This is a genomic window from Lwoffella lincolnii (assembly GCF_002014765.1).
Taxonomy (GTDB): domain Bacteria; phylum Pseudomonadota; class Gammaproteobacteria; order Pseudomonadales; family Moraxellaceae; genus Psychrobacter; species Psychrobacter lincolnii.
This window is the reverse complement of sequence record NZ_MUYT01000004.1, coordinates 591,563-612,156: the sequence shown is the minus strand read 5'-3', so window position 1 is coordinate 612,156 and position 20,594 is coordinate 591,563. Positions and strand designations below refer to the sequence as shown.

The 20,594-nt window shown below is 43.5% G+C and carries 21 protein-coding genes and 1 pseudogene; 9 read left to right on the top strand and 13 right to left on the bottom strand.

The annotated features are described in order from the left end of the window. Positions 1 to 167: 167 nt before the first annotated feature. Positions 168 to 407: a DUF2789 family protein gene (locus B0682_RS04900; RefSeq protein WP_078306916.1), complete on the top strand. Its 240-nt coding sequence runs from the start codon at positions 168 to 170 to the stop codon at positions 405 to 407. 105 nt (positions 408 to 512) lie between these two features. On the opposite strand, the gene B0682_RS04895 is transcribed toward B0682_RS04900, so the two are convergent. Further along, the gene (locus B0682_RS04895) at positions 513 to 1,139 is read right to left on the bottom strand and encodes a pseudouridine synthase (protein ID WP_078306915.1); all 627 of its coding nucleotides are present in this window, start codon (positions 1,137 to 1,139) and stop codon (positions 513 to 515) included. Positions 1,140 to 1,522: 383 nt separating this feature from the next. Between B0682_RS04895 and ffh the strand changes: the two genes are divergently transcribed. Continuing rightward, entirely contained in the window at positions 1,523 to 3,055 is a 1,533-nt protein-coding gene (gene ffh, locus B0682_RS04885) for a signal recognition particle protein (RefSeq protein WP_078306913.1), read from the top strand. Between the two features lie 148 nt (positions 3,056 to 3,203). On the opposite strand, the gene B0682_RS04880 is transcribed toward ffh, so the two are convergent. Continuing rightward, a complete protein-coding gene (locus B0682_RS04880) occupies positions 3,204 to 3,995 on the bottom strand; it encodes an oxygen-binding di-iron domain-containing protein (RefSeq protein ID WP_078307091.1) in 792 nt (263 codons plus the stop codon). Positions 3,996 to 4,455: 460 nt separating this feature from the next. On the opposite strand from B0682_RS04880, the gene B0682_RS04875 reads away from it, so the two are divergent. Then, a complete protein-coding gene (locus B0682_RS04875) occupies positions 4,456 to 4,839 on the top strand; it encodes a hypothetical protein (RefSeq protein WP_078306912.1) in 384 nt (127 codons plus the stop codon). Positions 4,840 to 4,949: 110 nt separating this feature from the next. On the opposite strand, the gene clpB is transcribed toward B0682_RS04875, so the two are convergent. Both clpB and B0682_RS04865 read right to left on the bottom strand, forming a co-directional pair. Beyond that, complete coding sequence (clpB, locus tag B0682_RS04870; RefSeq protein ID WP_078306911.1) at positions 4,950 to 7,586, bottom strand: ATP-dependent chaperone ClpB; 2,637 nt, start codon at positions 7,584 to 7,586, stop codon at positions 4,950 to 4,952. 210 nt (positions 7,587 to 7,796) lie between these two features. Then, positions 7,797 to 8,357 (bottom strand): NUDIX hydrolase, encoded by a 561-nt coding sequence (locus tag B0682_RS04865; protein WP_078306910.1) that lies wholly within the window; start codon positions 8,355 to 8,357, stop codon positions 7,797 to 7,799. Positions 8,358 to 8,503: 146 nt separating this feature from the next. Between B0682_RS04865 and B0682_RS04860 the strand changes: the two genes are divergently transcribed. Continuing rightward, the gene (locus B0682_RS04860; RefSeq protein WP_240494850.1) at positions 8,504 to 9,241 is read left to right on the top strand and encodes an NUDIX hydrolase; all 738 of its coding nucleotides are present in this window, start codon (positions 8,504 to 8,506) and stop codon (positions 9,239 to 9,241) included. Here the strand turns inward: B0682_RS04860 and B0682_RS04855 are convergent. From B0682_RS04855 to B0682_RS04825, 9 genes and pseudogenes are all read right to left on the bottom strand, one after another. Then, positions 9,238 to 9,438, bottom strand: coding sequence for a hypothetical protein (locus B0682_RS04855; protein ID WP_078306909.1), 201 nt, complete (start codon positions 9,436 to 9,438; stop codon positions 9,238 to 9,240). The two genes, B0682_RS04860 and B0682_RS04855, sit on opposite strands and share 4 nt — an antisense overlap. Positions 9,439 to 9,441: 3 nt before the next feature. Beyond that, the gene (locus B0682_RS04850; protein WP_078306908.1) at positions 9,442 to 9,720 is read right to left on the bottom strand and encodes an EexN family lipoprotein; all 279 of its coding nucleotides are present in this window, start codon (positions 9,718 to 9,720) and stop codon (positions 9,442 to 9,444) included. 96 nt (positions 9,721 to 9,816) lie between these two features. Further along, positions 9,817 to 10,356, bottom strand: a pseudogene (locus tag B0682_RS04845) (TrbJ/VirB5 family protein); the annotation flags it as partial. Positions 10,357 to 10,368: 12 nt separating this feature from the next. Continuing rightward, positions 10,369 to 10,509: a hypothetical protein gene (locus B0682_RS09500; protein ID WP_158077865.1), complete on the bottom strand. Its 141-nt coding sequence runs from the start codon at positions 10,507 to 10,509 to the stop codon at positions 10,369 to 10,371. A gap of 57 nt (positions 10,510 to 10,566) precedes the next feature. After that, a complete protein-coding gene (locus B0682_RS09495) occupies positions 10,567 to 10,728 on the bottom strand; it encodes a hypothetical protein (protein WP_158077864.1) in 162 nt (53 codons plus the stop codon). Between the two features lie 124 nt (positions 10,729 to 10,852). Continuing rightward, positions 10,853 to 11,293, bottom strand: coding sequence for a ribosome silencing factor (rsfS, locus tag B0682_RS04840; RefSeq protein WP_078306906.1), 441 nt, complete (start codon positions 11,291 to 11,293; stop codon positions 10,853 to 10,855). Positions 11,294 to 11,374: 81 nt separating this feature from the next. After that, positions 11,375 to 12,160: an NYN domain-containing protein gene (locus tag B0682_RS04835; protein ID WP_078306905.1), complete on the bottom strand. Its 786-nt coding sequence runs from the start codon at positions 12,158 to 12,160 to the stop codon at positions 11,375 to 11,377. Between the two features lie 134 nt (positions 12,161 to 12,294). Continuing rightward, on the bottom strand, positions 12,295 to 14,436 hold the full coding sequence (pta, locus tag B0682_RS04830; RefSeq protein ID WP_078306904.1) for a phosphate acetyltransferase: 2,142 nt from the start codon (positions 14,434 to 14,436) through the stop codon (positions 12,295 to 12,297). Between the two features lie 128 nt (positions 14,437 to 14,564). Further along, a complete protein-coding gene (locus tag B0682_RS04825) occupies positions 14,565 to 15,740 on the bottom strand; it encodes an acetate/propionate family kinase (RefSeq protein ID WP_411350822.1) in 1,176 nt (391 codons plus the stop codon). Positions 15,741 to 16,163: 423 nt separating this feature from the next. On the opposite strand from B0682_RS04825, the gene lptM reads away from it, so the two are divergent. The 5 genes from lptM to B0682_RS04800 all read left to right on the top strand — a co-directional run bounded on the left by lptM (position 16,164) and on the right by B0682_RS04800 (position 20,586). Next, positions 16,164 to 16,436 carry an LPS translocon maturation chaperone LptM gene (gene lptM, locus B0682_RS04820; protein ID WP_143823266.1) on the top strand — a complete coding sequence of 91 codons (273 nt, stop codon included), beginning with the start codon at positions 16,164 to 16,166 and terminating at the stop codon, positions 16,434 to 16,436. A 124-nt stretch (positions 16,437 to 16,560) separates the two neighbouring features. Beyond that, positions 16,561 to 16,896 carry a hypothetical protein gene (locus B0682_RS04815; protein WP_078306901.1) on the top strand — a complete coding sequence of 112 codons (336 nt, stop codon included), beginning with the start codon at positions 16,561 to 16,563 and terminating at the stop codon, positions 16,894 to 16,896. Between the two features lie 145 nt (positions 16,897 to 17,041). Continuing rightward, entirely contained in the window at positions 17,042 to 18,460 is a 1,419-nt protein-coding gene (lysA, locus tag B0682_RS04810) for a diaminopimelate decarboxylase (RefSeq protein WP_205760106.1), read from the top strand. Positions 18,461 to 18,621: 161 nt separating this feature from the next. Then, positions 18,622 to 19,551 carry a diaminopimelate epimerase gene (gene dapF / locus B0682_RS04805; RefSeq protein ID WP_078306899.1) on the top strand — a complete coding sequence of 310 codons (930 nt, stop codon included), beginning with the start codon at positions 18,622 to 18,624 and terminating at the stop codon, positions 19,549 to 19,551. A 21-nt stretch (positions 19,552 to 19,572) separates the two neighbouring features. Then, on the top strand, positions 19,573 to 20,586 hold the full coding sequence (locus B0682_RS04800) for a tyrosine recombinase XerC (RefSeq protein WP_205760098.1): 1,014 nt from the start codon (positions 19,573 to 19,575) through the stop codon (positions 20,584 to 20,586). The last annotated feature ends 8 nt before the right edge of the window (positions 20,587 to 20,594 follow it).

The following is a 20,594-nucleotide window of genomic DNA, read 5'->3' as shown; positions in this document are numbered from 1 at the left end:
TATTAAGTCATATAATCAGTAATAAGCAACTTGTTAATTCAATTGACATATCAAGCCCCAACTAATTAGCTATCCATACCCTTGGGTCATTGGTTGGGTTTTTAACTGGTTGGGGCTATTTATCTTATCAATTAAAAAAATGAAACCACACACAAAAGGAACTTATTATGCTAGGCGAACAAAGCTACACCTTAAATGATTTATTCATTCAATTAGGATTGGACAGCTCAGATGAAGCCATTGACCAGTTTATCGCTGATAATCAGCTTGCTGAAGACACCAACTTAAAAGATGCCAAAGTTTGGACAGAAAAACAGCGTGCATTTTTGCAAGAAGAGTGGAATCGTGATGCCGTATGGGTGGAAGTCATTGATGAACTGAACGTAAGAATGCACCCAGACGCTTAATTGTCTTGATGATACGGTTTTAAGATGGCACGGTTACACGGTTAAAAGAGAAAAGGGAATTCATTGGCTAAGCCACCATGACAGTAAGCCATCACTGGGCCACCATTAAGCCATCACTGGCGACAGCCCAAGTTGGGCTAGGCGTTTGGCATTCAGATGCACTCTGACAAACTGCCCAACCGCCAGCTCCCCTAACTCAAACCCTGCCACTGACCAACGAATAAGCCGTAAGCAAGGTAAGCCAACTTGAGCGGTCATGCGTCTGACTTGGCGGTTTTTACCTTCATAGATGGTCAGCATCAGCCAGCTGGTTGGCACACTTTGACGCTGACGAATGGGTGGATACCTATCCCATAGACGCATGGGTAGGGTGTCTTTACTTAGCCGTTTGGCGGTTGCAGGCAGAGTTAAGCCATCTTTGAGCATCACGCCTTTAGACAGATGATGTAGCTGGTTATCGGTGGCTTGCCCTTCAACTTGCACCAAATAGGTTTTGCCCAGAGCATTTGTCTTCATGCCAAGTTTGTTTTGCTTAGGTTGGGTAATGACTTTATTTATCTGTCCGTCTGCGGTCAACAGCAGCAAGCCTTCACTGGTGGCATCAAGCCTACCTGCCACACGCAACGATTTATCCGTAAAAAAGGCAGACAATGTTTGATGCTCGTTAGCGTCATCAGCACGAAACTGGCTTAATACGCCATAAGGCTTGTTAAATAAAATGATTGATGACATGTGTCTTAAGCTGATTGGTTCGGTCAATTGGTGGGTGATTTGATGAGATGAATGAGGCTATTTTAACATAAGAAACTTTAACATAAGAAACATCATGGTATAAGAAACATCATGATAAACATCATCAGATATTTGCTGATGTGTTTAGTTTTTAACAAGTTTATGCTATAAAGTCGTTTGTGCGATGAGATAAAATGGCTTGTGCGATAAAACATAAGGAATATGCTTTATATGAGATGTTTTAACCGCTTGATGGCAATCCTTTGACATCAATCCCTTGATAAAACCATCATTTCGTATCATTGACAATACATAATACACAATACACATGCTTAAGTTAATTGCATCATCATTCATCATAACCATTAGTAGAGTAGTAGCCCATGTTTGAAACCCTAACTGAACGCCTATCATCTAGCCTACGTCATGTTGCAGGCACAGGACAACTGACAGAAGACAATATTAAAGACACCTTGCGTGAAGTTCGCATGGCATTGTTAGAAGCCGATGTGGCATTATCCGTTACCCGTGATTTTGTCAAACGAGTCAAAGAACAAGCCCTTGGTGAAGAGGTGCTAAAAGACCTAGCCCCAGGGCAAGCGTTTGTTAAAATCGTTTATGATGAACTCACCGAAATGATGGGCAGTGCCAATCAACAACTTGAGATGACAGGTAAGCCACCAGTCATCTATTTACTTGCTGGTTTGCAAGGGGCAGGCAAGACCACCACAGCAGGTAAGCTTGCCAAATATCTACAAGAGCGTCAAAAGAAAAAGGTGATGCTGGTGTCAGCTGACATCTACCGCCCTGCCGCCATCAATCAGCTTGAGCAGGTGGCAGAACAGGCTGGGGCTAAGTTTGTGCCATCAAGTGTTGATGAAGACCCCATTACCATTGCCAATCGCGCCATTGAACAGGCCAAAATTCAATACCAAGACATTCTTATCATTGACACAGCAGGTCGTTTGCACATTGATGATGCGATGATGAATGAAATCAAGGCATTAACAGCATCGGTCAGCCCATCAGAGACGCTGTTTGTGGTGGATTCAATGACAGGGCAAGATGCCGCCAACACCGCTAAAGCCTTTAATGACGCATTGCCATTGACAGGAGTCATATTAACCAAAACGGATGGCGACGCTCGTGGAGGTGCTGCGTTGTCAGTACGAGCCATCACTGGCAAACCCATTAAGTTTTTGGGGCGTGGTGAGAAGTTAGATGCTCTTGAGCCTTTTCACCCAGAGCGGATTGCTCAACGCATCTTGGGCATGGGTGATGTGCTAAGCCTTGTTGAAGAGGTTGAGCGACAAGTGGATCGAGAAAAAGCCGAAAAAATGGCGAAAAAAATCCAAAAAGGCGGTGATTTTGACCTTGAAGACTTGTTAACTCAATTTCAGCAAATGAAAAATATGGGAGGCATGGCAGGATTTTTGGATAAAATGCCTGGTATGAATGGAGCAGATGTTCAAAAAGCACTTGAAGAAGCCAAACCAGAAGAAAAGGTTAAGGAAATGGAAGCGTTAATCAACTCCATGACCCCATTTGAACGACAAAATCCCGATAAAATTAACCCCAGTCGTAAGCGTCGCATCGCCGAAGGTTCAGGAAAACAAATACAAGATGTCAATCGTTTGCTAAAACAACACAAACAAATGGCAAGAATGATGAAAATGTTGTCAAAACCAGAAGGAATTAGCAAAATGATGAAAGCGGTGCAAGGTTTGGCAAGCGGCATGGGCATGGGGGGCGGTGGCCCGCTCTTTGGTGGTGGCAATCAAGCTATGAATGCCAATACCAATACCAATGCCAACTTTGACATCAATGCCAATGCCTTACCCAGTCAAGAAGAACTGAAAAAACAGTTTGATGACATTCAGGCAAAATTACCCAAGCAATTTAAACAGCGGTTTTGATTGCTAAAAATCTTAATCACTAAAAAAAACAGCTTATCCAATTTGGGTAAGCTGTTTTGCGATAAGTGGTGTGTTGTCAGTGAATTTTGCTTATTTTAAACTCTGTTTTTTATGCTCTGCTTTTTATGTTTTATTGGCAACGAATTTATCATAGCAAATGACTAAAATCATAGGTTTTATCATCAATCAGATCCACACCGCAGGGCAAATTGGCTATCCATCTGATGAATTGCCCAATCATTGGCTGACCATCAAAGCGACAGCCATGTTGTGGTACCATTTTTTCCATGTCCAAATATTGTATGGATTTAGCCCATGCACGGGTGGCAATTTGACTGTTCATATAGCGTGTGTGAAAGCCTTTCATCTGTGCGATGTGTGCATCAAAATCCTCAACCACTTGCCCAGAATTCCCAACCAAAGAAGCTCCCATATCACCTGAAAATAAGATTTTGCTCACAGGGTCATAAAACTGAAAATTGCCCACAGAATGCAAGAAATGCGCAGGAATGGCAATGATGTGGCTGTCGCCCAAAGGATAACTGCCACCTGTGTCGGGAATGGTGATGAGAAACTCTGAGATGTCTTTTTTTAACCGTCCCTTAGTAAAACTGGAGTTATAATGTGGTAAGAACCGTTCCCAGAGCACAGGGATAATCAAGTGGGCTTGTGGTGTGTGCAATAACCAGCGTGGCATGGAAGCGATGATATCAGGGTCTTGGTGTGAACCGATGATGTATTTTATTTGTTCCATGTGTAAAAATTTGGTGATTTGTATGGTCAGTGGTGAAAACGTCAAATCACCACCCGGGTCAATCAAGGCAGCTTCTTGACCATCGAGGATAAGAAACTGATTAGATGGGACACTTTCGTCATCTTCTGGCATTGAAAAAGCGACGCACTTGTGACGCCCATCATCATATAATATGTAGCTTTTCATAATCACTCCCATAGTCATGTCATTGTGTCGTATGGATTGGTTATTATTTTATCAAACATTCTGTCAAAACGAACATCATGGATTGTTAAGCCATTATAACCAATTAAGCCTTAATTTGCATGGGGTTTTATAAAGTTTTTATGCCACTTTGGTTTTTATACCACGTTTAAGCCTGACACGTTTAAGCCTAAAGTCTTTTTCTCATCATCATTTTTTGTCATCATATGTTGTCTGTTGTCCTTACCTTGCTATGAATCATCTGCATGTCATCGATGTTATCAGTGTTGTTAAAAATGCCCTGTCTATGGTTGATTACTGTGTTATCATGGCTAACCACTAACTATTATTGGTTAAATTATGGCTAAATGACTGTCTTTATTTATTGTTATCAATTTATAATTTAATTGTTATCAATTTGGTTGTTATCTATTAATTATTATTCATGAATGGAATTAAATTTATGCGCCTGATTTATTCTCACCACATTAAGTCTCCCCACATTAAGCTTGCCTTGCTTTTGACTGTAGGCATGATGGCAGGCTGTCAGACCACGCCCACCACGCCTGTGATGCAACGTGCCAATCAAGTCTATGAAACCACAGGTTTTGGTAGCAGTAAGGTAAAAGCACAACGAATGGCGCTGGCTAATGCCAAATCAACTTGTGGCATTAAAAGCCCCATCATCTTAACGGATAAAATCACCTACAATGGGGTGTTAGACGAACGCACTGACAGAGTCATTCAAAAAGCAGGGCAAATTGCCACCAGTGTGTTGGGTTTGGGTAAAGCCAGTTTGGCAAGTGATGAAGACTATGAGTTTGCCATCACTTTCCGCTGTGAGTAAGGGCAAACGACATAAAGGCAAATGATAAATAGTAAAAAAAAGATAAAAAAATACCCCTGATGCTTGCCATTAGGGGTATTTTGTTGGTCTTTTATTCAGTGAGTGGGGTGTCAATTCAACCTTAACTTATCGAATGTTAGCATGGCAGATTGGTCATCAGCCACCCCCACCTTGATGATGTTACCTGCCACAAAATCACCAGCAAGCAATTTTAGGGACAGTGGGTTTTCTATCTGTTGTTGAATGGCTCGTTTAAGCGGTCTTGCTCCATAGACAGGGTCATAGCCAACACTGAGTAACTGCTCCATGGCATCATCAGACAGCTCAATGTTAAGCTCACGCTCTTTTAGACGATGACGCAACCGCTCCAGTTGTATCTGTGCGATGCCTGCCATCTCATGGCGACCCAATGGGTGGAACACCACGATTTCATCAATGCGGTTGATAAATTCGGGACGAAAATGGGCATTGACCGACTCCATCACCGCTGATTTAATTTGTTCATAGTTGCTGTCTTGGTTAGCTGAGCCATCTGAGTTATCGTCATGATAATGCTCTTGGATTTTGTGACTGCCTAAATTGCTGGTCATGATGATGACAGTGTTTTTAAAGTCCACCACCCGACCATGCGAATCAGTTAATCGCCCATCGTCCAATACTTGTAAGAGAATGTTAAACACATCTGGGTGTGCTTTTTCAACTTCATCAAACAGAACCACACCATAAGGATTACGGCGTACCGCTTCGGTCAGTAACCCACCTTCTTCATAGCCAATGTATCCTGGAGGTGCACCCACCAAACGACTGACACTATGCTTTTCCATAAACTCACTCATATCGATGCGTGTCATGGCATTTTCATCATCAAATAAGAAATTAGCAAGCGATTTGGTCAGCTCGGTTTTGCCCACACCTGTTGGCCCTAAAAATAAAAACGAACCAAAGGGCTTATTGGGGTCAGCCAGTCCTGCTCGGCTACGTCGCACCGCATTAGCAACCGCTTTGATGGCTTCATCTTGTCCGATGACCCGTTCGTGAAGTTTGCTCTCCATGTTGAGCATTTTTTCTCGTTCACCTTGTTGCATTTTATTGACAGGGATTCCTGTGGCGGCAGAGACCACTTCAGCAATTTCATTGTCGGTAACTTTGTTACGAAGCAGTTTGGTGTTGCCCATGTTGCCTGACTTATCATGCTGTTGTGCTAAATCTGATTCGCTGATGCGTTTTTCTAGTTGTGGAATGGTCTCGTATTGCAGTTTGCTCATGGTTTCATAGTCACCTTCACGACTGGCTTTATCATAGGCAATGCGTGCTTTATCCAGCTCATCTTTGAGCTGTTGACTGCCTTTGACCAAGGCTTTTTCAGCTTGCCAAATTTCATTTAGGTCAGCATATTGCTTTTGTAACCCTTCAATTTCATTATCCAAGAGTTTGACTTGTGATTTTGCCCCATCATCATCTTCGCCTTTGAGCGATTCACGTTGCATCTTTAACTGGATAAGACGACTGTCTAACTTATCTAAAGCTTCAGGTTTGCTGTCCATTTCCATACGCAGACGACTGGCGGCTTCATCTACCAAATCAATGGCTTTATCAGGTAAATTACGGTCAGTGATGTAACGGTGACTCATGCGAGCAGCGGCGATGATGGCACTGTCTTGGATATCCACACCATGATGCAGTTCATAACGTTCTTTTAGCCCTCGTAAGATGGCGATGGTGTTTTCTACCGATGGCTCATTCACCAGTACTTTTTGAAAGCGACGCTCAAGGGCGGCATCTTTTTCGATGTACTGACGGTATTCGTCCAGTGTTGTTGCCCCCACACAGTGCAATTCACCCCGAGCCAATGCAGGTTTGAGCATGTTGCCAGCGTCCATTGCCCCATCTGACTTGCCTGCCCCCACTAAGGTATGCAGCTCATCGATAAATAAGATGATGTTGCCTTCTTGTTTGGCAAGGTCACTGAGTACTGCTTTTAGGCGTTCTTCAAATTCACCCCGATATTTTGCCCCAGCGATTAAAGCCCCCAAATCCAGTGATAACACTTGCTTATGACGCATGCCTTCTGGTACGTCACCATTGACAATTTTGAGTGCTAAGCCTTCAACAATGGCGGTTTTACCTACCCCCGGTTCACCTATCAACACGGGGTTATTTTTAGTACGGCGTGACAGCACTTGAATGGTACGGCGTATCTCTTCATCTCGTCCGATGACAGGGTCTAGCTTGCCTTGTTCTGCTCGCTCGGTCAGGTTGATGGTGTATTTATTTAAGGCATCTCGTTGGTCTTCGGCATTTTGAGTGTTCACGGTTTGACCTCCTCGCACGGTTTGTATGACTTGGTTTAATTGAGTGGTGTCCACGCCTGCTGATTGTAAGATTTTTTGACTGTCACTGTGTTCTGCCAATGCCAATAATAGCCATTCTGTGGCGATGAACTCATCGCCCATTTTTTGGGCAAAACGGTCAGCTAAGTTGAGTACTTTAATGGTATTTTGGTTAAAATTAACTTCACCTGTGGGGTTGGTTAAAGTGGCTTGATGTTCCAGTGCTTTTTTGATGCCCTGTTGTAGCTTGTTAATGTCGCCTCCTGCTTGCTGTAAAAGCGACATAATGGACTCATCTTGTGATAAAACTGCCAATAAATGCACCGCATCAATGCTGGTATGGTCATGCCCAACCGCCAGACTTTGTGCGTTTTGGACGGTTTTTTGCAATTTTTGGGTAAATTTATCAAATCTCATGTTGTTGTCCTTTTTATTCAATATGGTTTTTGTGTTCAATATGGCTTTAAGTTTGGTATGACCTTACTTGATGTCCTATATTGTGTGTTTAGGGGGCATTTTCAACATAAAATCCCTGATAAATTTTGATGTTTTTGTGTTTGTCAAGTTAATATTTGGTGTCTATCAAGTAGGGTTTTGTTGATGACGATGGCATGTTGAATGTCTTTATCACTTCATCATCTCTTTGTCTATGCGTTCATGATGTAGCGGTGGTGCTGATGACATCTGTTGAGAATAAGCACGGCGGTCAGCAAAATAATGACGCAAGGTGCGTCTAACCGCTTCAAAAGCCAGTTTATCCCAAGGAATGTCAGTTTCAGCAAACAACCCACATTGTAGACTCTCACTGCCCACCCCAAACTGACCATGTTGCAACTGTGCCAAATACAGCACATACACCTGACCAATCTTGGGAATGTCATATAAGCAATACAGCATGGGATTGATGGCAATGGCATCGGCTTCTTCAAGGGTCTCTCTTAATGCCCCTTGAGCCGTGGTTTCGCCAATTTCCATAAATCCTGCTGGCAATGTCCACAAGCCGTATTGTGGTTCAATGGCTCTTTGACATAACAACACTTTATCGTCATGCACCACCAACGCACCGCAGATAATCTTAGGATTGTCATAATGAATATGCCCACAATAAGAGCAAACCAGTCGTGGGCGATTGTCGCCTTGTGGTATTTGATGTTTGGCATGATGACCACAGTTTTGGCAAAATGACATAAAAAACTCCAACAAATAGAAAAATATTTTACTGATTATGCAGTTCATAGAGCAGTGATTAATAATAGAGCAGTTGTCGACAATAGAACAGTTACATTATTATCATATGCCACACATTGCCACCGCCACCATACCCACATAACATCATGAACAGCCATCATATCACGTCTTATCCAACATGGAACACATTACCCCTACAAATGGCTCAAGCCCATGATTTAAATCATGCCGACTTACGTCAACTGTTGCATCGGTTACGCTTTGCCAACGCTCAAGGCATTGCCAATGACTTGCAAACCCGTCATTCACAAACCCGTCATTCACAAACCATCGATGACTTGATACAAACGCCCATTGCTCATGCCAGTGTGTTGGTGGCACTGACCAATGAGAGGCACCCCATGTTGTTGCTGACCAAAAGGGCATCACACATCACCGCTCATGCTGGTGAAATTGCCTTTGCTGGGGGTAAATACGAACCTGCTGACACCAATAACATCGTTACCGCCTTACGAGAGAGCTTAGAAGAAGTGAATCTTGACCCAACTGGGGTGCGATTGTTGGGACAACTGCCCACCCAAACGTCCAAATCAGGGTTGGTCGTGCGTCCGATTGTGGCGGTTATTCCGCCAAATTTATCATTGCAAGCAGAGCAGGGTGAGATTGAGCGGATATTTTGGGCAGACTGGCAGTATCTGCGTCATGCACCGACGGTAGATTATCATTTAATCACACAAGTGGCAGGGCAGAGTATGAAACTGGTTACCCCATGTTGGCAAGTAGATGGTGAAACTGTGTGGGGACTGACAGGGCGTATCATTGCCAGTTTGTTAAAGGTGGGGTTTGATAGACATATTGAGTGGTATTATCGGCAACAAACCTAGCAGGGATTAGATACATCATTCATGGTCACTAAAACACCCAATGTAATAAAAGTTAGTGTAAGACCAAGAGCGACCAATGGAGCAATTTCATTGGCGATAATGTCAGAATAACTACTGGCAAAACTCGCCAAAGAGCTGTTTACCTTTTCAAAACTAACACTTAAAAAACCAGAACCTTCGCCAGTATATTCAGCCATTTTCTAATTCCACTTTTGAACCTGCTTATCAGGACTATTACTATTAAATTCTTTTGAGTATCTTTCCTCTGCTGCCTGTGCAACACCACAATTTGGCTCATCTTTAACCAACTTTTCATAATTACCAATTTGAGACAATTTTTCTTTACAGGTAGTCAATAGTTCTCTTCTCAATTCTTTGTTTTGGTAAAGTTCATCAACAGTATAATCCGCTTTCTTTTCTCCACAAGCAGATAAAGAAACAGTCAAAGAAACTAACACAAAAATAACTAAACTTTTCATAAAAAGACCCCAAGTGTAAATTGATTGATTATTTGTGTGCAAGACCCATAACACATAAGCCCTGCACACAAACATTTTACCACTTAATCAATACAATTACTGCCACTTTTGAACGGCATTTCCTGAGCCATTGCTATTAAATCTCATTGACCGTTCTTTCGCTCTTTGCTCCTGCATATCTTTCTCAGCCTGCATAAGCATATTCATCATTTGAAGTTGGTTGCTTTGTAGCTGAATCATTGCAATTTCTACCTGAATGCGGTTTAATAGGTCGGCAGCGGCTTTGGGGTCTTTTTGTAGGTCAATGGAATTTGCCATACGCTGAATTTGAGCAAAACGCTGGTTGCTCTTGGCAAACATATCATCTAAAACAGCCTTATTGCCAAGTGCTTGCATTTTGGTTTGATTGGCGATTTGAGACAGTTGCTCTTTTTGTGTGCCTGTCAGTTGCTGGCTTTTTTCTAAGCGAGCCACCTTGTCTGCAAGACCCGCCCAGTTACCTGACTGGTAGTCTTTGTACATATCTTGCATTTCTTTTGGCATTTGACTGCCGTATTGATTAAACAATACACCAATATCACGGCTACCTCTGAATTGGTCATAAGTAGCTTTTGCTTGGTCATACTGTCTTTTTGCCTCGTTAAGCTGTTATAGCTGACGAGCAAAAACAGCAGAGTCAAATACCGTAATGGCGTGAGCTATGGTTGAGGTCATAACCACCCCAACAGGGGCGATTAGGGACAATGACAAAATTGCCGCCGTTGCTTTTTTGGTAAAATTTACTTTCATAAATTACTCCTTAGTTAGGAAAATGTGGCAGCTGCCGCAGGGTTAAAATAAGCAACTCTATCTACCACGATAACCATTTTCTTCATAAAAGACTGGCAACCAATCATCAGGGTGTTCTGAACCAAGTCGCTTGATGATGTCGTTGATTTTTTCAGCATTCTCTGGCGTGCCTGACAAAACAGTAATTTCTCTTTCAAAGCCCTTTAAGTTAAACTGCAATAAACATTGGTTAAAAAATATCGGTTAAAAAATATCGGTTAAAAAAACAGACCCATATCAGTATGGTTCATATTGGGTCAGTCGGGTCAGCTTGTTGAGTGGAGACTGGTTGAGTGGAGACTGGTCATCGATTTTCATATGAGCGTTTGTCGTGAATAGGTTGGGTAAGCTGGGCAAGCTGTTCTGGTGATGACCATAAGCCTTCTAAATCATAAAATTCACGAGCTTGGGGCATCATCACATGCACCACCACAGAACCTAAGTCCACCAAAGTCCAGTCGCTTTCTTTTTCACCTTCACGCCCCAATGGCAGATAGCCTGCGTGTTTGGCGGTAACAGACACATGGTCAGCAAGGGCTTGCACATGGCGTTTTGATGTGCCTTCGGCGATGACCATACGGTCGGCAACATCGGTCAAATTGGTGACGTCCAGCACGGTGATGTTTTTGGCTTTGACATCATCTAATGCGTCGGTAACAAGCTTTAGACAAGCGTCAATATGGGTTTGGATTTGTTGTTCGGTTGATTGAGGTTGTTGTGTTTGTTGGCTTATCGATTGCGTCATTGTGTTGGGTTACCTTGATAACAGAAATAATTTGGGTGAAATAAAATCAGTTTGGCTAATATTGGTTTAACCAAAATCGGTTTAGCGAGCTTCTAAAATTCGGTTACGCACAAAGATGACTTTATGTTGATTGTCATTGGGATAGCGTTCTTCTAACTCAAAATATCTGGGATACGCCCGCAAAAAGTCGCTAAATTTATCATAATGAAACAGACGAGAGTCAAAGTCTGGCTCAACCTTTAAGATGTAGTTTTTGACAGGGGCGATGTTTGCCCACCCTTGGTCATCTGCCATGCTGGCAATGGCAAGTTTGACCAGTGTGATTGCCACATCTACAGGCTTAAACTGATTGCTGTCCATAGAGAACAACATGTCCGCTGAGTCATAAAAATCCACCTTAGGCATCTCTTTGTTGTTGTCAAACATCTCAAGATAAGTGAACTTATCACACGCTTGCATAAAGGCTTTTGGCGTACTGCGATTGCCAAAGCCAAATACCTGCAAACCTTGCTCTCGCATACGCTGAGCCAGTCGTGTGTAGTCACTGTCAGATGTAACCAAACAAAAGCCATCAAACCGCCCTGTATATAGCAAATCCATGGCATCAATGATAAGAGCAGAGTCGGTGGCATTTTTGCCTGTGGTGTAGGCGAACTGCTGAATGGGCTGTAGTGAGTAGTTAAGCAATCTTCCCTTCCAGCTACCCAGTTGTGGTTTTGTCCAGTCACCATAGACACGGCGAACACTGGCTCGCCCAATGGCAGCGATTTCTGACATCAGGCGGTCTAAATGCTCCGTTGACGCATTATCAGCATCGATGAGCAAGGCAAGCTGTGCGTCTTTGTCAGGTTTATCAAATCCAGACATGGCTACTCCGCATGATTACATCAACATGGCATACAAGAAACAGGCATACACGAGCATGGCATACACGCATTTTCACAAGTATGACAAGCATTTTAACAAATTGCTTCAGCGATTACTTGTTATTTTATTGCTTATCATACGTTTGAGCTGTTGGCTTGAATGGCAGTCAAGGCAATGGTATAGACAATGTCATCAACCAATGCCCCACGAGATAAGTCATTGACAGGTTTGTTTAAGCCTTGCAACATGGGTCCGACACTGATGACGTTGGCACTTCGTTGTACTGCTTTATAAGTGGTGTTGCCTGTGTTTAGGTCGGGGAATATAAACACATTGGCTTGCCCTGCCACAGGTGAGTTGGGTGCTTTTTTCTTGCCCACGCTCATAACAGAGGCGGCATCGTATTGTAAGGGGCCGTCTACCAACAAGTCAGGGACTCGTTTACGCACAATTTCGGTGGCTTTTTTGACTTTTTCCACATCATCGCCAGTGCCTGATGTGCCAGTTGAATAGCTTATCATCGCCACTTTTGGTTCAATGCCAAATGCTTTGGCAGAGGCGGCGGATTGAATGGCAATTTCTGCCAGCTCTTCGGCGTTGGGGTTGGGGTTGATGGCACAATCACCATACACCACGACTTGCTCAGGCAATAGCATAAAAAATACCGATGATACCAGCGAATAATCTGGTGAGGTTTTAATCAGCTGAAAAGCAGGACGCACGGTATTGGCGGTGGTATGTACCGCTCCTGATACCAACCCATCTACTTCACCTTGATATAACATCATCGTCCCTAACACCACGGTGTCTTTAAGTTGACTTGCTGCCATTGGCTCGGTCAGTTTACCTTTGCGTCGCTCAACCATGGCATCGACATAGTTGTTGGCGATGCTGGCAGGGTCAATGATTTCAATGCCTTCGGGTAACTCGATGCCTTGGTTTTTGGCAACTTCTTCCACTTCTTCTTGGGTTGCCAACAGCACACAGTTGGCAATGCCACGGCTCTGGCAAATACTGGCAGCTTCTACTGTGCGTGGCTCTGCTCCTTCTGGTAAGACGATGCGCATTTTGGTTTGTTGGGCTTTTTTAACCACCAAATGACGAAACGCAGACGGTGATAATCTTGGAACATGTCCACGACTAAAGTAATCTTTTAGCCAATCTAAATCTAAATGAGCGGCAACAAAGCGAGCCACTTCACTGGCACGGTCAATGTCATCTTCAGGGATTTCATTGCTGATATTGCTTAAACGTTGAACCGTATCATAACTGTTGGTCTTAACGCTCATCACAGGCATGCCCGTCTTTAAAGCAGGGCGACACAAGTCGATGATGGTGCTGTTGGGCGTGATGCCCCCTGTTAAGATGATGCCTGCCATTGGCACACCATTCATTGAAGCTAAGGCAGTCGCCAGTAAGATGTCGTCTCGGTCACCAGGAGCGACAATCAAGCTACCACGGCTAAACACCTGCCCAATGTTGGCAACCGTTTGGGCAGTCAAAGTGGTGCGATTCACTCGGCGAGATTTGGCTTCGCCTTTATTTATCCAATACGCCCCAAGCTCTCGACCGATGTCCCATGTTCTTGGCACAGACAAACTATTAGAAAATGGCACAACCCCTAATAGATGGAACTTATCGGTGGCAAATGCAGGGGAGAGTTTTTTGACTGCCTTGATAAACGCATCATCTAAGTCAATATTGGCTTGCCCTGGGGCGACAGGTTGATTTTCAAAGACGTTTGGCACATTTTGTACTCGCATTAAAATACAACCCAAAGTGCGTGAACTTGCCAGACCACCAAATTCGGTGGCGTGTACGTCCAACTTGTATGCCAGTGCTTCAGGGTTTTGTAAGTCGGCAGTACTGACCAAAACGATGTGAGCATCTAAAGCATTTGCTAAAGCATGATTGACACTGACCGCATAAGACGCATCAGCAGACGGCACTAAGCCTTCGCACACCATCACGTCATAGTCATCTTTTAGGTTTTGATGCCCTGCCACCACTTCTTCCATCAAATCATCTAAATGACCATCGCCAATCATGCGCTCCATGCGATGACGGTTAATCGGCTTGGGGGATTTGATGCCAAAGGCTTTTTCCGCCAACGCCCCAGACGCATTTAAATTGTGTTTAGAGTCATCATCAGTCTGCAAAAATGGCTTCATAAAGCCTGCCTTAATGCCAGAGTAGTCTAACGCTTTGATTAAGCCCAAACTGGCAGATGTCAGACCAATGCCTCTTTGAGTGGGTATCAGTAAAATGGTTTGCATAAATTGCCCTTTTTATGAATGTGATACAAAACAATCATGATACAAAACAATCATGATATAGAATAATAATGGGTAAATTCTTTATCAGATTAACCAAGATAAGATTAGCCAAAATAAGACCGACCAAGCTACTTGCCAATCACCTCACGGGTTTCCATGGCAATTTGATACTCTTCATCGGTGGGAATAACCCAAAGTTCAAGCCGACTGTCAGGGTGGTGAAAACTGCCTTCACCGCCACGGATAAGCTTGGCATTTTTATCAGCGTCAATGTGAATGCCAAAATGACGCATCACCGCCAAAATATTGGCACGAGTCTCAGCAGCATTCTCACCAATACCACCTGTAAAGATAATGCCTGTCAGCGTTGGCACAGCACAGCTTAATGCCGCCAGATATTTACCCACTCGATATTCAAACATGGCAAGTGCCAGCTTGGCATTGGCATTGCCATCAGCCGCCGCTTCTTCAATGGTGCGCATGTCGTTGGAGATGCCAGACACCCCCAGCACGCCACTTTGTTTGTTCAATAAAGTATCAATCTCTTCAATGCTCATGCCTCGAGTTCGGTGCAAGTGAGCGTGTAAACTTGGGTCAACATCACCACTTCTTGTACCCATCATCAAGCCCTCAAGTGGGGTTAGTCCCATGCTGGTGTCCAAGCTTTTGCCATCATAAATCGCTGCTGCTGAACAACCATTGCCTAAATGGGCAGTTAGCCAACCGTGTGGGGCTGGTGTGTTGCTAAGCTTGCTGGCTCGATGCGACACATAGGCGTGTGATGTGCCATGAAAGCCATAACGGCGAATGCCATATTCTTCATACAGCTCTTTGGGAATGGCATAACGAAACGCCACATCAGGCATACTTTGGTGAAAGGCAGTATCAAACACCGCCACCTGTGGCAAATTAGGATAAAGGGTGTTGACCGCTTCGATGCCCAAAGCATTGGCAGGATTGTGTAATGGGGCTAATACGGTCAACTGTTTGATTTCTGATAACGTATGCTCATCAATCTTAACGGCCGATGAAAATTGACGCCCTCCATGAACCACCCGATGCCCAACCGCCACAGGTTGATGCTCTTTTAACAACTGTAAAATCTCTGTCAGGGCTTGCTTGTGGTCAGCCCCATTGAGTTTAAACAACTGTTTATCACCATCAGTGTTGGTGTGTTTAAGTTGTGCCAATGGTGTTCCCAATCCTTCTGCCAAGCCTGTGATGCGACTTTGATTGTCTTCACTGATTAAGGCGTATTTGATAGAAGAAGAACCACAGTTTAATACCAAAGTGGGGTTTATCATGATTGTCATAAATCAAATTCCTATGAATATGAATGAAATGTTAAGAAATAAACAAGCAGACCAAGTATTAACAAACGCAAGTCACAAAAACAAGTCGCAAAAATAGGGGCTTATTATACCGTTGTTTGCGGTTAAAAGGGTAAACAAAAGCATGAAAGGCTTAACCCATTGCATAAAAGATAAACCCATAAAGCAAAACCCATCAAATGATTGACTGAGCAATACTGTGTTAAAATCAATCCTAAATAGCCCTAAGTTAAGATATTAGAATGTTAAGACATTAAGATGACGGTATTAAGCGACAACATATTAAGCATATTAAGCATATTTTAAACCACCACAATACAGGCATGTTCTTATCCTAAGAGAGCATTAATACAAGAACATTGATACAAAAACATGGATATAACAGAGAGCATTGATATGAATATCTCGAAATCTGTCCTAACCATTTTGTTGTTGGTTGTCATGGGGCAATTATCAGCGTGTGGTCAAAAGGGTGATTTGTATTTGCCAGGCACCGCCAAGGGTGATGCTGACGACCGTTTTTTATTAACTCGGCCATTAGCAGACAAGCAAACCACGGATAACATGGCAGACGTTATCAGCAAGCAAGCTGATGATAAACATCACCAACTGTCCACAGACCCAACCAATTTGCATCTATTGCAGGATAATCCAATGCAGGCATATTGATTGGATTTAACATGTGATTGATTTAATTTGCGATTGGTTTTACTTACGCAAAATCACTTTTTTTAACTTAAGGTCATGTTAAAATAGTAACCCTTTTGCCCTTTATTCATACTAAGGTAATGTTATGCGTATTTTATCTGTTTTTAATGTCAATAAAGCCCTTGTCAGCACCACTTCGGTTGCGGTATTTTTGGCTGCTTCATGTTTGGTTGGTTGCAATCAAAGTGGTCAATCCACCGATACCAATACGGACAGCACCACAGGTTCAGAAGTGGTTGCCAGTACCGATGATGCCAATGAGCATTTGGCTGAACATGCAACAGAAGATGTGATAACCGTTGACCCAACCGAAGAGATGTCAGAAGAAACACAGACTGGTGAGCCAACGGCTGACACCATGACAGGCACAGGCTCAGTAGAAGAGCAAGTCATCAGTGATAATCCTGACCAAGCGTTTTAAGTTCTCCTTGGGTGTTATTTAGTTTGGTTTTGGCTATTTTGTTGGAATGTCTATGTCTGTTGTTTCGTCTGTTGTTTCTTCCCATTCGTTCGATAAGTTGTCTGAGCTGTCTGCTGATAGGTCTGCCATTCGGTATGATACGGACATGGGGTGCTACATCAATCCACATGCGTTGGTTGATTGTTTGCCTTATCTTTCTTATCGACCTTGTCAACATTTAGACCATCAATCGCAAATTGACCATGAATCCTTTGCTTTTGAACAACTTGCTTCTGAACAACTTTATGTTGAAGAAGTGTCATTATCCGATGTGGCAAAGAAGTTTGCCACGCCTTGTTATGTGTATAGTCATACCGCCATCAAGCAAGCTTATTTAGCGTATGCCAATGCGTTTGCAGACTTAGGCGTGCCTGCTCAAGTTTGTTATGCGGTTAAAGCCAACTCCAACTTAGCAGTGCTTGGTGTGCTAAGTGAGTTGGGCAGTGGCTTTGATATTGTGTCGGTGGGTGAGTTGATGCGGGTGTTGGCGGCAGGTGGTGATGCGTCAAAAGTGGTGTATTCAGGCGTTGGTAAGACCGCTTGTGACATTCGTTATGCGTTAGAAAAAGGCATTGGTTGTTTTAATGTTGAGTCGGTCAGTGAGCTTGAATTGATTGACCGTGTGGCAGGGCAGATGCAAGTAAAAGCACCCATCTCCTTACGCATTAACCCCAATGTGGATGCAGGTACGCACCCTTATATTTCAACAGGGCTTAAGCAAAATAAATTTGGCATTGCTCATAATCAGGCATTGGCGGTGTACCAACAAGCTCAAGCCCTGCCAAATCTTAACATCGTAGGCATCGACTGCCACATCGGTTCACAGCTGACTGAGACTGAGCCATTTTTGCATGCGTTGGATAAGCTGATTGATTTGATTGAGAAATTAAACGGTGCAGGCATTGAGTTTGCTCACATTGATATTGGTGGTGGGCTTGGTGTGCAGTATATTGATGAGTCGGTTGATGCGGTTGCAGACTTTGCTGTTGCTGTTACAAATCAGCTTAAAAAGTTGTTAGATAATGCTAAAAAACCAATAACACTGTTTTTAGAGCCGGGGCGTAGCATTGTTGCTAATGCTGGTGTGCTGTTGACTCATGTTGATGTACTCAAACCCAGTCTGTCTTTGGACAATGACAGCAAAAACTTTGCCATTGTTGATGCTGCCATGAATGACTTAATCCGCCCTGCTTTATATGAAGCAGAAATGGCAGTCATTCCTGTGATGCTTGCCAAACAATCAGACGAACCAATCAGTCAATCTGTGCCAAAGACAGCTTGGGACATCGTAGGAGCGATATGCGAGACAGGCGACTTTTTGGCAAAGGCACGCTTGCTTGACTTAAAAGAGCAACAACTGCTTGCGATGACAGGGGCAGGGGCGTATGGTTTTGTCATGTCCAGCAACTACAACACTCGCCCTAGAGCATGTGAGGTCATGGTCTGTGGTGATAAAATGCAACAAATTCGAGCCAGAGAACGCATTGAAGACTTATTTGCCACCGAGTCATTGATGAACGTTTGACCCAATCAGCACATTCTTTTTTTTTAATTTTTTATCCAAAGCTGTCGATTGCAAGCTTTGGATTTTTTGTCTGATTTTTTTAGCCATCATTTTTTAGCCATCATGGCAAGCTATCGGTTGACGTGATAAGATAATCACAAAACAAAACCAAAGGAATTATCATGTTAATAGAATTTACCAAAATGCACGGACTGGGCAATGACTTTATGGTCATCGATTTGGTGACTCAGCGTTTGGATTTAACCACGCCACTCATTAAATTACTGGGCGACCGCCACTTTGGCATCGGATTTGACCAATTATTGGTGGTTGAACCACCAACCAGACCGGATGTGGACTTTCGTTATCGTATTTTTAACCAAGACGGCTCAGAAGTACAACAATGTGGCAATGGGGCAAGATGTTTTGCTCGCTTTGTGCAAGCACGCAAACTTACCTTTAAGCAACGCTTAAGAGTTGAAACGGTCAGTGGCATCTTAACATTAACCACCGACCGCTATGGTTGGGTGCAAGTCGATATGGGTAAGCCCAAGTTTAAGCCTGCTGATGTTCCTTTTGCCCCAAAAGCCATCACCAAAATCCAAAATACCTACCGTCTCAATGTCAACGGCACTCCTGTGCAGTTGTATGTTGCCAACATGGGCAATCCCCACGCTGTCATCAAAACTGATGATGTGTTGACCGCTGATGTTGAAAGGCTGGGTAAAGCCATCGAAGCACATGAAGCCTTTCCCGAGCGGGTTAATGTCGGTTTTATGCAAATCATGAACCAACGGCACATTCGCTTGCGTGTTTATGAACGTGGGGTGGGTGAAACTCAAGCTTGTGGTACAGGGGCGTGTGCTGCTGTGGCAGTTGGCATCAATGAAGGCTGGTTAGATGAAGGTGAAGACATTCGAGCTCAATTATACGGGGGCAGTATGCTGGTCAAATGGCAACCAGGTTATAACATGATGATGACAGGACCGACTGCTTTTGTCTATGAAGGGGTGTTTAGCCCAGATGGTTTAATGGCACAAGCAGGCATTAAGGTGAATAAACCATACACTGATGACAGTGATAATGATGACGTTAGGGATAATGACTTGTGATGACTGATGATGCCGATGCTTATGCCAAAAATTAACGCCAAAATCAATGGCGACAATCAACGCCAAAATCAACGCCAGACCATGGTCATAGACATGCCAGTTGAGCAGTTGCCAGCCAATCAGATTCAGCTGGTGTCTGCTTGGCTTGAAAAATTATTACAACAAAACTACTCACACCACACATTAGACGCTTATCGCAGGGCAGTGATGAATTTGTTGGTATTTTTGCATAAACGACAACGACAGTTTAATCAATGCGACAAGCGACTGCTGACTTATTTTATCAGCGAACGCAGGGAGTACCATGGCATCAAGCCAATAAGCATGCAACATGAATTGTCTGCCATTCGCCATTTTTATGCTTGGTTGATTGATATGGGGCATGCCACCATCAACCCCACCACAGGGCATCAGCTCAAAAACCAAGTCCGCAATTTACCAACCATTGCTGATGTTGATTTACTCAGTCAATTATTAGACCAAGCCATGCCAGAAGATGCCAAGCAAGCTTGCTTATGGAGGCGAGATAGGGCGATGTTTGAGCTACTTTATGGCAGTGGATTGCGAGTGGGGGAGTTGGTTGCTTTGGATATTAATGACGTTGATTTGGTGCAAAAAGTGGTTAGGGTATTTGGTAAAGGGAAAAAGCGTCGACTTGTTCCCATGACCAGTGGCAGTGTTGATGCCATTCATCGCTATCTGCCCCAGCGTTGTCTTTGGGCAAAAAATGCAGACATGGCATTATTCATCAGTGAGCAACGGGGCAGACGGCTTAGCACTCGCAGTGTGCAACAACGCTTAAAAGTTTGGGCAACTCGTGCTGGCATTGACCAAAATCTATATCCACACTTGCTTAGACACTGTTTTGCATCACATATGTTATCAGAAAGTGGTGATTTACGAGCAGTACAAGAGATGCTGGGGCATGCCGATGTCAGCACCACGCAAATTTATACGCAAGTCGATTTTGTTAAGCTTACTCAAATCTATGACACAACCCACCCAAGGGCTGTTCGCATCACAGCAAAATCATAAGCCAACGT